The sequence below is a fragment of the Methylocella silvestris BL2 genome (assembly GCF_000021745.1).
Taxonomy (GTDB): Bacteria; Pseudomonadota; Alphaproteobacteria; order Rhizobiales; family Beijerinckiaceae; genus Methylocapsa; species Methylocapsa silvestris.
Genome location: NC_011666.1, coordinates 1,286,292 through 1,300,809 on the forward strand (window position 1 = coordinate 1,286,292; position 14,518 = coordinate 1,300,809).

The window sequence follows — 14,518 nt, forward strand, 5'->3', positions numbered from 1 at the left end:
GATCCGGTACTGAGGCCGGACCCCTGGCGCAAAGGCGGCTAGAGCAACATGAATAAGGATTCGAGGAATCTCTATCTTGCGATCGGCCTGTCGTGCCTCGTGATCGTTGGCTGGAGCTATATCTTCGCGCCGAAACAGGCCGACCGGGCGCGCCTTGCCCAGACGCAGAGCCAAAATGCGCCGGCCGGAACGCAGCCGCAGTCTGCTGCGACGCCGCAGGACGCCGCCAATTTTTCGCCGCTTGACGCCCTTCCCAAGACCCGCGCCGAGGCGCTCGCCGCCTCTCCGCGGCTAAAAATCGATACGCCGGCGATTTTCGGCTCGCTGTCCCTAAAGGGCGCGCGGCTCGACGACGTTTCGCTCAAGGGCTATCGCGAGACGGTCGACCCGAACAGCCCCAACATCGTGCTGCTGTCGCCGCAGGGGGCGCCGGACGCCTATTACGCCGAGGCTGGCTTCGTCCCGGCGCCCGGCGAGGCGGTCGCCGTGCCGCGCTCCGACACAGTCTGGACGGCTGATCGCGATGCGCTGACCCCGGAGGCGCCGGTCACCCTGACCTATGACAATGGTCAGGGCCTTGTCTTCCATCGCCAGATCGCGGTCGACGACCGCTTCATGTTTACGATCAAGGACAGCGTCGAGAACAAATCCGCCAAGCCGGTGACGCTCGCCTCCTATGCGCTGGTTGCGCGCCACGGCCTCCCGAAAACCGTGAATTACGCGGTGCTGCATGAAGGATTTGTCGGCGTCATCGGCGACGCGGGCGTGCAGGAATTCCATTACGACAAGATCGAAAAGGAAGACCACGGCTATAAGACCTTCTCCGGCGCTGGCGGCTGGCTCGGCTTCACGGACAAATATTGGGCCGCGACCGTCATTCCCGACCAGGCGGCGCCGATCGAAGCGCGCTTTTCGGCCAATTCGACGCCAAGCGGCATTAAAACCTATCGCGCTGATTTTGTCGGCCCCGTGCAGACCATCGCTCCCGGAGCCACGACCGAGGCGATGAGCCGCGTCTTCGCCGGCGCCAAGGAAGTCCATACGCTCGACGCCTATCAGGCCGATCTCGGCATCAAGAAATTCGAGCTCCTGATCGATTGGGGCTGGTTCTATTTCATCACCCGGCCGATGTTCCGGCTGCTGCATTTCCTTTATTCGCTGACCGGCAATTTCGGCGTCGCGATCCTGCTTGCGACTGTGATCGTCAAGGGTCTGTTCTTCCCGCTCGCCAACAAGAGCTATCTGTCGATGGCCAAGATGAAGGCGGTCGCGCCCGAAATCGCGGCGCTGCGGGAAAAATATCCCGAAGACAAGATGAAGCAGCAGCAGGAGACGATGGCGCTCTACAAGCGCGAGAAGATCAATCCCGTCTCCGGCTGTCTGCCGATGCTGATTCAGATCCCGGTGTTCTTCGCGCTGTACAAGGTGCTGTTCGTCACCATCGAAATGCGGCATGCGCCCTTCTTCGGCTGGATCCACGATCTCTCGGCGCCTGATCCCACCAATCTGTTCAATCTGTTCGGACTGCTGCCGTTCGATCCGACGCAACTCCCGCTGATCGGTCATTTCCTCGCCATTGGCGTGTGGCCGCTTCTGATGGGCGTCTCGATGTTCGTCCAGATGAAGGCCAATCCCGAGCCCGCCGACCCGATGCAGAAGCAGATTTTCACCTGGATGCCGGTGATCTTCACCTTCACCCTCGGCGGCTTCCCGGTCGGCCTCGTCATCTACTGGACCTGGAACAATATTCTGTCCGTCTCCCAGCAAACGCTCATCATGAAGCGGGCGGGGGTGAAGGTCGAATTGTTCGACAATCTGGCGTCGCTGTTTCGCAAGAAGGTCACGAGTTGAGCGACATTGACCCGGCTCCCGTTGCGGCGCTCGCCGACTTCAACGAGGTCGGCCGCAAATTATTCGCCGCCGAATGTGATTTCCTCTGGGCGGCGAGCTCGGTCGCCAGCCTGCCGCCGCCGGGCGCGCCGGAAATCGCTTTCGCCGGCCGCTCCAATGTCGGCAAATCCTCGCTGCTCAATGCGCTGACCAACCGCAAGAGCCTGGCGCGCACCTCGCATACGCCCGGCCGCACGCGCGAACTCAATTTCTTTGGGCTTGGCGGCGGCATCGACGACGCCAGGCTGCGGCTCGTCGACATGCCGGGCTATGGCTATGCCGCCGCCTCGAAGGAGCAGATCGCCTCCTGGACGCAGCTGATGCAGGATTATCTGCGCGGCCGCGCGCCGCTCTTGCGCGCCTTCGTGCTGATCGACGGGCGCCATGGCCTGAAGCCGCCGGATTACGAGATGATGGATCTGCTCGACCGCTGCGCCCTCTCCTACCAGATCGTGCTGACCAAGCAGGACGAGGTGAAGGAGGCCGACGCCGCGCGCCGCATCGAGGAAACCCTGAAGGCGATCGAGAAGCGTCCGGCCGCCTATCCGCAGGCGATCTTCACCTCGTCGCGGACGGCGGACGGCGTCGCCGAGCTGCGCGCCGCCATCGCCAGGCTGCTGGCCGAGCACGGCCATTGACAGGTCGCCCGAGCTCGCTCTGCGTTGAGCTTGTCATCATTGGCGGATAGATAGGCTTCGATCTCAGAGCTGGGCAAAAGAACGCATGACCGACGCAGGCGCATCCACAGAGCAGCAAAAGGCGCAGGAGCAGGCCGCCATCCTGATGCAGGCGCTGCCGCATATGCTGCATTACGACGACGCGACGGTCGTCGTGAAATATGGCGGCCATGCGATGGGCGACGAAACGGTCGCGCGGGATTTCGCCCGCGACATGGTGCTGCTTGAGCAGTCCGGCCTCAATCCCGTCGTCGTGCATGGCGGCGGGCCGCAGATCGGCGCCATGCTGAAGAAGCTCGGCATCAAATCCGAATTTTCCGACGGGCTGCGGATCACCGACAAGGAGACCGTCGAAATCGTCGAAATGGTGCTCGCCGGCTCGATCAACAAGCAGATCGTCGGCTCCATCAACGCCGAGGGCGGCCGCGCGATCGGGCTCTGCGGCAAGGACGGCAATATGGTGATCGCCCATAAGGTCGCGCGCACCAGCGACGGCGTCGATCTCGGCTTCGTCGGCGAGCCGGCCAAGGTCGACGCCACCGTGCTCGAACAGGTGCTCGGCCGCGAGCTGATCCCCGTGCTGGCTCCGATCGCGCAAGGGGTCGATGGCGAGACCTATAACGTCAATGCCGACACCTTCGCCGGCGCGATCGCCGGCGCGCTCAAGGCGAAACGGCTTTTGTTCCTGACCGACGTGCCCGGCGTGCTCGACCGCGACAAGAATCTGATCAAGGAGCTGCGGGTTGATCAGATCCACGCCCTGATCGCCGAAGGCGTCATCACCGGCGGCATGATCCCCAAGGTGGAGACCTGCATTTACGCGCTCGAACAGGGCGTCGAGGGCGTCGTGATCCTCGACGGAAAAACGCCGCATGCGGTGCTTGTCGAGCTTCTGACGGACCATGGCGCGGGAACGCTGATCACGCGGTGAAGCACGAAGACCACCCCCTGACGCCGGATGAGACGGCGGCGGCCATCGACCCGCTGGGCCCCTCTTTGCGGCGGCGCGCGCGCGTCGCCGATCTGTTCGCGCAGAAGGACATCTGGGTCTTCGATCTCGACAACACGCTCTATCCCGCCGACAGCGACCTATGGCCGAAGATCGACGCGCGCATCACTTTGTTCATGTCGCATCTCTTCGGCCTCGACGGCATGTCATCGCGCGCGCTGCAAAAATATTATTATGAGCGCTATGGCACGACCCTGCGCGGCCTGATGGAGGAGCACCGCATCAGCGCCGAGGAATTTCTCGATTTCGCGCATGATATCGACCGCTCCGGCCTAAAACCCAACCATTCGCTGGCGAGCGCGATTCTCGCGCTGCCCGGCCGCAAGCTGATCCTGACCAATGGCTCGCGCGACCATGCGCTGCGCACCGCGCAGGCGCTCGGAATCGACGAAATGTTCGAGGATATTTTCGACATCGTCGCGGCCGACTTCACGCCAAAGCCCGCCGCTGAAACCTACGAGCGCTTCTTCGACAAGCATGGCGTCGACCCCGCCCGTTCGGTGATGTTCGAGGATCTCGCCCGCAATCTGATCGTGCCGCATGCGCGCGGCATGACCACGGCGCTGGTGGTGCCAAAACCCGGGCAGATCGACCACCGCGAGGCCTTCGAGATGGTGAGCGAGGCGGCGCCACCGCATATCGACTTCATCACGGCGGACCTCGAAGCCTTTCTCGTCGACATCGTCGCCGGCGCGAAGCCGAGCGCCTAGAGGCTCCCCACCCCTCCGAGAGACTTAGGACCGTTGCCTCAACGGCGCGAAAGCTGTAACGGCTCTAGCCGACGCCCCAGCAAACCGAAAGTCCCGCAAATGACGCATACCGCCCTCGAAACGATCATCGAGGCCGCCTTTGAGGACCGCGCCAATATCAACGCCCAGACTCAGGGCGATGTGCGCAAGGCGGTCGACGCCGCGCTTCATCTGCTCGACGCCGGCAAGCTGCGCGTCGCCGAGAAAATCGCCGGCGAGAGCGGCCCGCAATCCTGGCGCGTGCATCAATGGCTGAAGAAGGCGGTGCTTTTATCCTTCCGCCTCAACGATATGGGCGAAATCCCGGGCGGGCCGGGCGGCGCGACCTGGTGGGACAAGGTCCCCTCCAAATTCGCCGGCTGGGGCGCGAAGGAGCATGCGGCGGCGGGCTTCCGCTCTGTGCCGAGCTGCGTCGTGCGCCGCTCGGCCTATATTGCGCCGGGCGTCGTGTTGATGCCCTCTTTCGTTAATCTCGGCGCCTATGTCGATCAAAATACCATGGTCGACACCTGGGTCACGGTCGGCTCCTGCGCCCAGATCGGCAAGAATGTGCATCTCTCCGGCGGCGTCGGCATCGGCGGCGTGCTGGAGCCGTTGCAGGCCAATCCGACCATCATCGAGGATGATTGCTTCATCGGCGCGCGCTCGGAGATCGTCGAGGGCGTCATCGTCGGCGAGGGCGCGGTGGTCTCGATGGGCACCTTTATTTCCGCCTCGACCAAAATCATCGACCGCGCCACCGGCAAAATCCATATCGGCTATGTGCCGCCCTTTTCCGTGGTGGTCTCCGGTAATCTGCCCGGCAAGCCGCTGCCGGACGGCTCGCCCGGCCCCTCCCTCTATTGCGCCGTGATCGTCAAGACGGTCGACGCGCAGACGCGGGCGAAAACGGCGATCAACGATCTTTTGAGAGATTGATGCAAAAGAGGCTCGCGGAATTTCTGGCGCAGTTCGGCTTCCGCACGGACGCAGGGCTGGTCGACGCCTGGACCTGGCGCGCAGGCTTTGGCTTCTTGACCGTGCTCCTCATCATCCTGACCACGATCTGGCGGCTGGTCGAGCCCTACGCCTATCGCGAGCTGACGCCGCAATCGAGCCTGATCGACTGGCGAACGCTCGCGACCTTCGTCTATCTGCTTTTCTATTCGCTCGGCGTGATCTTCATCGGCATCAGCCTTTACAATCTCTCGGCCAAACGGCTGCGCGCGAGAGGCTTGCCGACAGGGCTCGCCGGCCTCGTTCCGCTTGGCGTGCTGTTTTCCGGCGCGGCGCATTGGCTGCAGCCGCGCGTCAGCGAGAATCTGTCGCATTGGTATGTCGTCGGCGTCGACGCGCTGCTGGTGGGGGCGGTCGTCTGGACCGTGCTCGAGCTGGGGTTCCGCGAGCCGCGCGCGCTCACGCCCGTCGAGCCCCGCGTTTGAACATCCTGCGCCAAATGCGCTAAGACACGCTTATCGCTCCCAGAGCAAGCCGCGCCATTGAGCCCACGATGACCCATCCCGCCCGTCTTGAAACGCTCGCCGATTTGCGGGTCGAGATCGACTGCATCGATTCGGAGCTGCACCAGCTCCTGATCAAGCGCGGCGAGATCATTCATCGGCTGATCGAGGCCAAGGCGCGCCAGGGCGGCGGCTTGGAGGGCAGGTCTGCGTTCCGCCCCGGGCGCGAAGCCGACATGATGCGCGCGCTTGTCTCCCGCCACAGCGGCCTGCTGCCGCTCGACACGGTCGAGAGCATCTGGCGCATCATCATCTCGACCTTCACCTATGTGCAGTCGGCCTATGCCGTCCACGCCGACGTGTCGGGCGGCGATGCGCGGATGCGCGACTGTTGCCGCTTCCACTTCGGCTTTACGGTCCCCTATCAGCCACACGCGGACGCCGACGCCGTGACCGAGGCCGTGCTGCGCTCGAGCGGCGACCTTGGGCTCGTGCCGGTCGCGGCCGGCCCCGCTTCGTCCGGCTGGTGGCGGCGCCTTAAGGACTCGCGAGCGCCAAAAATCATCGCCCGCCTGCCCTTCGTCGAGCGGCCCGATCATCCGGCCGGAACGCCGCTGTTTGTCGTCGCCCATCCGCTCGCCGAGGCGGCCGTGCGCGACGTCATCATCTATGATGTGTCGCTGGGCGGCGCGGCGATCCCGCCACAGGTCCGGCTGGAGCAGATTGAGGCGGACATCATCGCCGCCGCGGAAGGGCCGCAGGCTTCGCTCCTCGTCTCAGCGCCCGGCGCAGTGAGCCGCGCCGAGTTGGCCGACGCCTTCGCCGTGAGCGAGGCCGCGGTCGTCGAGATCGGCGGCCACGCGGCGCGCTGCAAGGCGGCCGAGGCCCGGCGCGACCCCGCCCCTTTTGCCGTCGCGCAATGAATCACGTCGGAGTTTTGCGGTAAAATGACCAAGACCGAAGGCGCCGCGCGTCCCCTGCCCGTTCCCGCGGTGTTTCGCATCGACCCCTATGTGCCGGGCAAGAGCTCGGCGCCGGGCGTCGGCAGGATCTATAAATTATCGTCCAATGAGACGCCGCTCGGACCTTCGCCGCGCGCGAAAGAGGCCGTCCGCGCCGCCGCCGAAGGGTTGGAGGCCTATCCCGAAGGCACCGCCCGCGTCCTGCGCATGTCGATCGGCGCAAAATTCGGACTGGAGCCGGAGCGGATCGTCTGCGGCGCCGGCTCCGACGAAATCCTTCACCTTTTGGCGAGCGCCTATCTCGGGCCGGGCGATGAAGGCGTTTTCACCGAACATGGCTTTCTCGTCTACAAGATCGCCATCCTCGCCGCCGGGGGGGCCCCCATTGTGGCGAAGGAGACGAAGGTCACCGCCGACGTCGACCAGATCCTGGCCAAGGTCGGACCGCGGACGAAAATCGTCTTTTTGGCCAATCCGAACAATCCGACCGGCACCTATCTGCCGATCGCCGAGGTCGAGCGGCTCGCCGACGCGCTGCCCCAGAACGTGCTGCTCGTGATCGACGCCGCCTATGCCGAATATGCGACGCAGGCTGATTATGCGGCCGGCGAATCGCTGGTTCGCGCGCGCGAAAACGTCGTCATGACGCGCACCTTCTCGAAAATCCACGGCCTCGCCGCGATCCGGCTCGGCTGGTGCTATGCGCCGGAGCATGTCTGCGACGCCATCAACCGCATCCGCGCGCCGTTCAACACCAGCACGGCGGCGATGGCCGCCGGCCTCGCCTCGCTCGCGGACGCAGCGCACATCGAAGCCTCCATCGCGCACAATGATCAATGGCGCGATTGGCTTTCCCGCGAGATCGCGGCGCTCGGCATAGAGGTGACGCCCAGCGCGGGCAATTTTCTGCTGCTGCGCTTTCGCGGAGCCGAGGAAGCCCGTGAGGCGGACGCTTTTCTCACCGCGCGCGGCCTGATCCTTCGCGCTGTCGCCGCCTATGGGCTGCCCGATTGCCTGCGCCTTACCGTCGGCTCCGAAGAAGCCAATCGCCTCGTCGTCGCCGCGCTCGCGGATTTCATCGCGACGCGCACAAAGGGCTGACGCATTTGCCGGACGGTCTTGGGCCCGCGCTGGAGGCGCCCCTTTTTGAAAGCGCGGCGATCATTGGCGTCGGCCTGATCGGCTCGTCGCTGGCGCGGATCGTCCGCCGCAAGGGGCTTGCGCGCCGCATCATCGCCTTCGACTCCAACGCAGCGGTGCGGCGGCGCGCTTTGGAAATCGGCCTCGCCGATCATGTCCCGGACACGCTTGGCGAGGCCGTCGCCGGCGCCGACCTCGTCGTGCTCTGCGCTCCCGTCGGGGCGATGGAGGATATTGCGCGCGATATGGCGCCGCATTTGGCGGATGGGACGATCGTTTCCGACGTCGGATCGGTGAAGGCCGCCGTCATCGCGGCGCTCGCCCCGCTGCTGCCGCCGAATGTTCATCTGATCCCGGCCCACCCTGTCGCGGGAACGGAGGAGTCCGGCCCGGACGCCGGCTTCGCCAGCCTGTTTTACAATCGCTGGACGATCGTCACGCCGCCGGACGACGCCGATCCGCGCGCGGTCGCAAAACTCATCGCCTTGTGGAAACATGCCGGCGCAAACGTTGAAATCATGAGCGCCGCACATCACGATCTGGTGCTGGCGATCACGAGCCATGTGCCGCATCTCATCGCCTATAATATCGTTGGCACTGCCGCCGATCTCGAGGAAGTGACGCAATCCGAGGTCATCAAATTCTCCGCCGGCGGATTTCGCGACTTCACCCGAATCGCGGCCTCCGATCCCGTCATGTGGCGCGACATCTTTCTGGCCAACAAGGACGCCGTGCTGGAAATGCTGGGCCGCTTCAGCGAGGATTTGACCGCGCTGCAACGGATGATCCGGCGCGGCGACGGCGAGGGGCTTCAGGATCTGTTCGCCCGCACGCGCGCCATCCGGCGCAGCATCATCGATCTTGGCCAGGAAACCGCCGCGCCCGATTTCGGCCGCCGCGCCAAGGCCGACACGGAAGGCTGACGCCGAAAAATTGCAGCGTTTTTCGCCTGGATCGGTCGATCCGGGATCGTCGCGATGGGGCGATTTGGACGAAGCCGGCCGATCGTGCTTAAAGCTGCCCTCGAAAGAGGCCGGCCTGCCGGCCTCTTTCCGCTCTCTCGACCCATACCAAGAAACTTTGGAAACGACGCCCATGCGCCATCGCTTGATTCTGTCCCTGTTCGTCCCGCTCGCCTGCGCTTCTGCGGCGATTGCGCAAACCGCCGCCCCTGCCCCCGCCGAGGCCCCGCGCCAATCCGCGCCGTCGGCGGCCGAGCCCGCAAACGCGCCGCCCCCGAGCCGGAAAACATTTGGCGATTGGACCGTGATCTGCAATCCGCAGCCCGGACAATGCGAGGCCGATATCGTGCTGCAGCCCGAAGGTCAGCTCCCGCCCGTCGCGCGTCTGGCTTTCGTGCGCGACAGCGCCGACAAGCCGACCCGGCTCGTCGCAATCGTGCAGGCCAATTTGACGCTTCAGCCCGGCCCCGAAGTCATCGTTGACGCCGGCAAGGCGAATCTTTCATTTTCGTCCTGCCTGAATAGCGCCTGCCTTGCCGACGTGCTGCTCACGCCGGAACAGCTGGCGGCGTTCCGCGCCGCAGGGCGCAACGGCATGATGACGATCACCAACGCCGGCGGCGAGCAACTCTCGACCGCTATATCCAGCAAGGGTCTGGCCGAGGCGCTCGACGCGCTTTCGCCGAAGGCCGGCCAGTAAGATCGACGGTCTGAAGACAAAACAAAAGCGGGGCTTGCGGCCCCGCTTTTTTGTCTTTCGGCTCGCTCCGCTCCGGCGTCAATGCTGCATGAAAAAGCGCAGCATTTCCCGCGAGGCGTCGGGTCCATTCGGATCGGTGAAGGAGCCGGTGGAATGTCCGCCCGACCAGGCGTGACCCAAATCCTCGAGCGCCCAATACTCCACCTGCGGCACGCCCTTGGCGTCCGCGATGATGGTGCGCTCGAAGGAAACGCCGTCCTTGCCGGCCCCGCGTTCGCGCGTCTCGACGGCGCCCTTGATCCCGGTGCTGGCGAAGGCGACGATCAGATCGGCGTTCGAGGGGTGCACGGTTCGGTCGGCGCCGCCCTGGAACACGATGGTGCGGACATTGACCTCCGGCGGCGTCGCGCCGGTGGTCGAGGCGCCGTGCCGCATCGCGTTGAAAGCCGAGACGACGTCGGTGGCCGCGCCGCAAGGCAGGCCGGAATGGATGCCGACCGCCCTGAAAATATCCGGATAGCTCATGCTGAGATTGGCCGCCATGGCGCCGCCGGCAGAAAGGCCCGCAACGAAGACGCGCTCAGGATCGACCGAAAACTCCGCCATGACCTCGCGAGCGATGCCAGCGATGATCGCGGTTTCGCCGGAGTCGCGCGCCTGATCCTTGAGATTGAACCAGTTCCAGCACCCCATATGGTTCGAACTGCCGGATTGCTGCGGATAGGCGACCAGAAAACCATCTTCCTCGGCAAGGACGTTCATGCGGGTGCCGCGCGCGAAATCATCCGGGTCCTGCTTGCAGCCATGCAGCATGACGATGAGCGGCATTGCTTTGCGTTTGCTCTTGGCGGCGCTGCTGGGAACGAACAGCTTGTAGCTGCGCGATCCGGCCGCGCAGGTGAAAGAGCGCGCGACAAACTGAGCTCCCGCGGGCTTCGTCTCCGGGGCCGCGTCATCGTCGGTCGGCTCCGCCCATTCGAACCCCGGCGCGAAGCCGTGGCGCAGCTTGTCGAACATCTCCGAAAGAGGCGTCGCAGCGCTGGGTAGGCGTGGTGAAAGATGTTCCGGCAAAGGCGTCGCGGCGATCGCTTTAGGCAGGTTTGGCCGCGCTCAGGGTTTCGGGCGCCGCGCCCAAAGCCCGTTGAATGACTTTCGTCGCCTCGACCAGATTTTGGCGCGATGTCAACGCAGTGGCCTTGCGTAGCGCGCTGTCGAGAGTGATCTTCATTGCTTGGTCCTTTTGGAATTGCGGTCAGCAGTCTCATCCGCATCTCAAATTTTCGCCGACACGCGATCAGCGAATCCGATCCGCAAGCGTCATCTTGACCACTTTGCTCGCCTGAAGCGCGCCATGGACCGTGATCGACTTGATAGTCGAGAGCGCGAGGTCGCATGGAACGTCGTCGGCGATGATGGCCAGGCCGATGACTTTGATGCTGAGCATCTCGCCGGCAGCCTTAACCGTTTCTAAATCCTCCCTGCTATAGTGCCTCAGACCGATTTCGAGGGTCTCGCGCACGATTGTTTGCTTCACGTCGTCCGCATGCAGCCGAAGCTGATTGCGGATGGCTGTGCGGATCATGTCCGTCCGGTTGGAATAAAATCCTTCCCGCACAAGCAGATCGATATGGCCGAGATCGACATAGCCGAGATTGATCGTGATCTTCTCGCTATCGCAGATCTTGTCGCGTAGGCGGTGTATTTCCGCACCCATGTCGTTCCCCATCTGTATGGATGGTATATGGATGGTATTGGGCGGGCTCGCAAGTGCGAAAAGAATGTCGAGGGTCACAATTGCGGGAGCGGATCGGCTGCTCCGGATAGGATAAGCCAGCATTTATGACAAATGTGTCAACTTTTGTGCACTGCAAAATTTTCATCTGGGGCTACAACGCCGCGCAGCGCCGAACGGCCGTGAGGCAGACTGACGCAGCTCCGTTTCAGTCAAGGAGGCGCGGCTCAGGCCGCCCGGCGGCCTAAGTTTTCATGTGGGGATTTTTGCAAGGCGGCCAAAAGCCCGGCGAGGCAGGGCTGCTTGGAAGCGCCGATCGCTCGACCCGAGCGGCGAGCGTTCCCAAACAGACCCTAAGCGCCTAGCCCTCTTGCGCGGGCGCGGTCCATTTCAGGACCGGGTTGCGCGCGGCGCGGGTTTCGTCGAGGCGCCGGCGCGGCGCATCATGCGGCGCGCCGACAAAGCGGTCGAGTTCGCCGTCGAGCGCGGAAAAGGCAAGATCGCGCAAAGTCGCGATGAACAGGTCGAGCGAGGCCTTCGATTCCGATTCGGTCGGCTCGATCAGCATCGCCCCATGCGCGACCAGCGGGAAATAGATCGTCATCGGGTGATAGCCCTCGTCGATCATCGCCTTGGCGAAATCGAGTGTGGACAGCCCCGTCGGCTTCAGCCATGCGTCGTCGAACAGCACTTCATGCATGCAGGGCTGGTCGCCGAAGGGCTGCGTCATCAGATCGCTGAGGCTCGCCCGGATGTAATTTGCGCTCAGCACGGCGTCTTCGGAGGCTTGACGCAATCCGTCCGCGCCATGCGACATCATGTAGGAGAGCGCCCGGACGAACATTCCCATCTGGCCATGGAAGGCGGCCATGCGGCCAAAGGATCGCGAATCGGCCTCGACATGTTCGACCAGCCGCAGCCCGTTCTCGCCCTCTTGGACGAAGGGGACCGGCGCGAAGGGCGCGAGCCGGGCCGACAGCACGACGGGCCCGGCGCCGGGGCCGCCGCCGCCATGCGGGGTCGAAAATGTCTTGTGCAGATTGATATGCATCGCGTCGACGCCGAGGTCGCCAGGCCGCGTCTTGCCGACGATCGCGTTGAAATTCGCCCCGTCGCAATAAAAATAGGCTCCGGCTTCATGCATCGCTTCGGCGATCGCGACGATATCGCTCTCGAGCAGGCCGCAGGTGTTCGGATTGGTCAGCATGATCGCGGCGACGTCCGGTCCGAGCAGGCCTTTCAGGGCCGCAAGATCGACGCGTCCGTCCGCGCCGCAAGGCACGGTGCGCGTTGCAAAGCCGACCAGCGCCGCGCTCGCCGGATTGGTGCCATGCGCCGATTCCGGCACGAGCACGATCCGGCGGGTCGCCGCCTCTCCCCGCGCGGCGATGGCCGCCTTGATCGCCATCATGCCGCACGCCTCGCCATGCGCGCCAGCCTTCGGCGACATGGCGACCGCCGGCATGCCGGTCATCTCCATCAGCCAGCGCGACAATTCGGAGATCAGCTCCAGCGCGCCGGCGACGGTCGATTCCGGCTGCAGCGGATGGATGTCGCCAAAACCCGGCAGGCGGGCCATCGCCTCGTTCAGCCGCGGGTTATGCTTCATGGTGCAGGAGCCGAGCGGATAGATGCCCGCATCGATCGAATAGTTCTTTTGCGACAGGCGCACATAATGGCGCATCGCTTCCGGCTCGCTGAGCCCCGGCAGGCCGATCGGCTCCTCGCGCTCGAGGGCGCCGAGCCGCGTTTCAAATGGCGCCGGCTCGTCGATATCGACGCCGGTGACGTTCGGGCGGCCGATTTCGAAGATCAGCCCCTCTTCGAGGCAAAGGCCGCGATTGGAGGTGAAGGAGCGGGGACGCCCTGTCTCGGTGGCCGAGATCGGATGTTCGGGTCTGTTCATCTTAGGCGATCCCTCTGAGAGCGGAGGCGAAGGCGGCCCGGTCTTCGTCAGTGTTGATTTCGCTCGAAGCCACGATCATCAGATCGTCGAGGTCTTCGCCCGGCCACAGGCGCGAGGCCGGCACGCCCCCCAGAATGCCCTTTTGCGCCAGATGTTCGACGATCTCGGCGGCGGGTCCGGGGACGCGCAGGGTGAATTCATTGAAAAAACTGCGGTTCAGCACCTCCACGCCATAGATCTGCGCGAAGCGCCCGGCGAGATCGACCGCATTGGCGTGATTGACGCGCGCGAGCTGGCGCAGCCCCGCCTCGCCGAGCAGCGTCAGATGCATAGTGAAGGCGAGGCAGCAAAGCCCTGCGTTGGTGCAGATGCTGGAGGTCGCCTTGTCGCGCTTGATGTGCTGCTCGCGCGTCGACAGCGTCAGCACGAAGCCGCGCCGTCCATCGGCGTCGACCGTCTCGCCGCAAAGGCGCCCCGGCATTTGCCGCAGATATTTTTGCCTTGTGGCGAAGAGGCCGACATAAGGGCCGCCAAAATTGAGGCCGTTGCCGATCGACTGGCCTTCGCCGACGACGATATCGGCGCCCATCGCGCCCGGCGGCTTGACGAGGCCGAGCGAAACCGCCTCGGTGAAGACGGCGATCAGAAGGGCGCCATGCTCCTTGCACGCGGCAGCAAGCGGCGAGAGGTCGCGCAAATTGCCGAAGGCGTCCGGCGTCTGGACCACGACGCAGGACGTCTCTTCGTCGATCTCGGCGGCAAGGTCCTCCGCGGCGAAGACGTCGGGCGGCAGGCTCAGCGCGTCATTGTCCGTCATCTTCGAGACAGTGCGCACGACGTCCGCATAATGCGGATGGAGGCCGCCGGACAGCACAGCCTTGCGCCGCTTTGTGACGCGATGGGCCATCAGAACGGCCTCCATCGTCGCGGTCGAGCCGTCGTACATGGAGGCGTTGGCGACATCCATCGCGGTCAGCGCCGCGACCTGGGTCTGAAACTCGAAGATCGCCTGCAGCGTGCCTTGCGAGATTTCCGGCTGATAGGGGGTGTAGCTCGTCAAGAATTCCGAACGCTGGATCAGATGATCGACGCTCGCCGGGATGTGATGCTTATAGGCGCCGGCGCCGATGAAGAAGGGCGCCGAGCTGGCCGGCGTGTTGCGCGCCGCCATACCGCTCAAGAGGCGCTGCGTCTCCATCTCGCTGCGCCGCAGCGGCAGATCGAGGTCGCGCGAAAGCCGGCTTGCTTCAGGGATTGACGAAAACAGCGCGTCGATCGAGTCGACGCCGATCCGCGCCAGCATTTCGGAGCGGTCTTCAGAATTCAGGGGCAGATAGCGCATGGAGTTCCAA

The 14,518-nt window shown here is 64.3% G+C and carries 14 protein-coding genes; 10 read left to right on the plus strand and 4 right to left on the minus strand.

Annotated features, from left to right (window positions below; translation table 11 throughout):
- The first annotated feature begins 48 nt into the window (after positions 1–48).
- The 10 genes from yidC to MSIL_RS06225 all read left to right on the plus strand — a co-directional run bounded on the left by yidC (position 49) and on the right by MSIL_RS06225 (position 9,528).
- Positions 49–1,851, plus strand: a complete 1,803-nt coding sequence (yidC, locus tag MSIL_RS06180; RefSeq protein ID WP_012590240.1) for a membrane protein insertase YidC — start codon at positions 49–51, stop codon at positions 1,849–1,851.
- Complete coding sequence (gene yihA / locus MSIL_RS06185; protein WP_012590241.1) at positions 1,848–2,528, plus strand: ribosome biogenesis GTP-binding protein YihA/YsxC; 681 nt, start codon at positions 1,848–1,850, stop codon at positions 2,526–2,528. Before yidC ends, yihA begins: the two co-directional genes overlap by 4 nt.
- Before the next feature lie 85 nt (positions 2,529–2,613).
- Positions 2,614–3,498: an acetylglutamate kinase gene (gene argB / locus MSIL_RS06190; RefSeq protein WP_012590242.1), complete on the plus strand. Its 885-nt coding sequence runs from the start codon at positions 2,614–2,616 to the stop codon at positions 3,496–3,498.
- Positions 3,499–3,563: 65 nt separating this feature from the next.
- On the plus strand, positions 3,564–4,286 hold the full coding sequence (locus MSIL_RS06195; protein WP_012590243.1) for a pyrimidine 5'-nucleotidase: 723 nt from the start codon (positions 3,564–3,566) through the stop codon (positions 4,284–4,286).
- A 99-nt stretch (positions 4,287–4,385) separates the two neighbouring features.
- Positions 4,386–5,243, plus strand: a complete 858-nt coding sequence (gene dapD / locus MSIL_RS06200; RefSeq protein ID WP_012590244.1) for a 2,3,4,5-tetrahydropyridine-2,6-dicarboxylate N-succinyltransferase — start codon at positions 4,386–4,388, stop codon at positions 5,241–5,243.
- Positions 5,243–5,746 (plus strand): hypothetical protein, encoded by a 504-nt coding sequence (locus MSIL_RS06205; RefSeq protein WP_012590245.1) that lies wholly within the window; start codon positions 5,243–5,245, stop codon positions 5,744–5,746. The genes dapD and MSIL_RS06205 overlap by 1 nt, the downstream gene beginning before the upstream one ends.
- A 68-nt stretch (positions 5,747–5,814) precedes the next feature.
- Positions 5,815–6,687, plus strand: coding sequence for a chorismate mutase (locus MSIL_RS06210; protein WP_012590246.1), 873 nt, complete (start codon positions 5,815–5,817; stop codon positions 6,685–6,687).
- A gap of 24 nt (positions 6,688–6,711) precedes the next feature.
- Positions 6,712–7,827, plus strand: a complete 1,116-nt coding sequence (gene hisC, locus MSIL_RS06215) for a histidinol-phosphate transaminase (RefSeq protein WP_012590247.1) — start codon at positions 6,712–6,714, stop codon at positions 7,825–7,827.
- A gap of 5 nt (positions 7,828–7,832) precedes the next feature.
- Positions 7,833–8,789: a prephenate/arogenate dehydrogenase family protein gene (locus MSIL_RS06220; RefSeq protein ID WP_012590248.1), complete on the plus strand. Its 957-nt coding sequence runs from the start codon at positions 7,833–7,835 to the stop codon at positions 8,787–8,789.
- A 172-nt stretch (positions 8,790–8,961) separates the two neighbouring features.
- Positions 8,962–9,528 (plus strand): invasion associated locus B family protein, encoded by a 567-nt coding sequence (locus MSIL_RS06225; RefSeq protein WP_012590249.1) that lies wholly within the window; start codon positions 8,962–8,964, stop codon positions 9,526–9,528.
- 78 nt (positions 9,529–9,606) lie between these two features.
- On the opposite strand, the gene MSIL_RS06230 is transcribed toward MSIL_RS06225, so the two are convergent.
- From MSIL_RS06230 to gcvPA, 4 genes are all read right to left on the minus strand, one after another.
- A complete protein-coding gene (locus MSIL_RS06230; RefSeq protein WP_012590250.1) occupies positions 9,607–10,545 on the minus strand; it encodes an extracellular catalytic domain type 1 short-chain-length polyhydroxyalkanoate depolymerase in 939 nt (312 codons plus the stop codon).
- A gap of 277 nt (positions 10,546–10,822) precedes the next feature.
- The gene (locus MSIL_RS06235; RefSeq protein WP_012590252.1) at positions 10,823–11,242 is read right to left on the minus strand and encodes a CopG family transcriptional regulator; all 420 of its coding nucleotides are present in this window, start codon (positions 11,240–11,242) and stop codon (positions 10,823–10,825) included.
- A 379-nt stretch (positions 11,243–11,621) separates the two neighbouring features.
- Positions 11,622–13,166, minus strand: a complete 1,545-nt coding sequence (gene gcvPB / locus MSIL_RS06240; RefSeq protein WP_012590253.1) for an aminomethyl-transferring glycine dehydrogenase subunit GcvPB — start codon at positions 13,164–13,166, stop codon at positions 11,622–11,624.
- 1 nt (position 13,167) lies between these two features.
- Positions 13,168–14,508 (minus strand): aminomethyl-transferring glycine dehydrogenase subunit GcvPA, encoded by a 1,341-nt coding sequence (gcvPA, locus tag MSIL_RS06245; protein ID WP_012590254.1) that lies wholly within the window; start codon positions 14,506–14,508, stop codon positions 13,168–13,170.
- Between the last annotated feature and the right edge of the window lie 10 nt (positions 14,509–14,518).

Bases quoted from the DNA above. Each gene is read 5' to 3' on its own strand.
- yidC (WP_012590240.1), top strand. From the start codon at position 49: ATGAATAAGGATTCGAGGAATCTCTATCTTGCGATCGGCCTGTCGTGC.
- argB (WP_012590242.1), top strand. From the start codon at position 2,614: ATGACCGACGCAGGCGCATCCACAGAGCAGCAAAAGGCGCAGGAGCAG.
- dapD (WP_012590244.1), top strand. From the start codon at position 4,386: ATGACGCATACCGCCCTCGAAACGATCATCGAGGCCGCCTTTGAGGAC.
- MSIL_RS06205 (WP_012590245.1), top strand. From the start codon at position 5,243: ATGCAAAAGAGGCTCGCGGAATTTCTGGCGCAGTTCGGCTTCCGCACG.
- MSIL_RS06210 (WP_012590246.1), top strand. From the start codon at position 5,815: ATGACCCATCCCGCCCGTCTTGAAACGCTCGCCGATTTGCGGGTCGAG.
- hisC (WP_012590247.1), top strand. From the start codon at position 6,712: ATGACCAAGACCGAAGGCGCCGCGCGTCCCCTGCCCGTTCCCGCGGTG.
- MSIL_RS06225 (WP_012590249.1), top strand. From the start codon at position 8,962: ATGCGCCATCGCTTGATTCTGTCCCTGTTCGTCCCGCTCGCCTGCGCT.
- MSIL_RS06230 (WP_012590250.1), bottom strand. From the start codon at position 10,545: ATGTTCGACAAGCTGCGCCACGGCTTCGCGCCGGGGTTCGAATGGGCG.
- MSIL_RS06235 (WP_012590252.1), bottom strand. From the start codon at position 11,242: ATGGGTGCGGAAATACACCGCCTACGCGACAAGATCTGCGATAGCGAG.
- gcvPB (WP_012590253.1), bottom strand. From the start codon at position 13,166: ATGAACAGACCCGAACATCCGATCTCGGCCACCGAGACAGGGCGTCCC.
- gcvPA (WP_012590254.1), bottom strand. From the start codon at position 14,508: ATGCGCTATCTGCCCCTGAATTCTGAAGACCGCTCCGAAATGCTGGCG.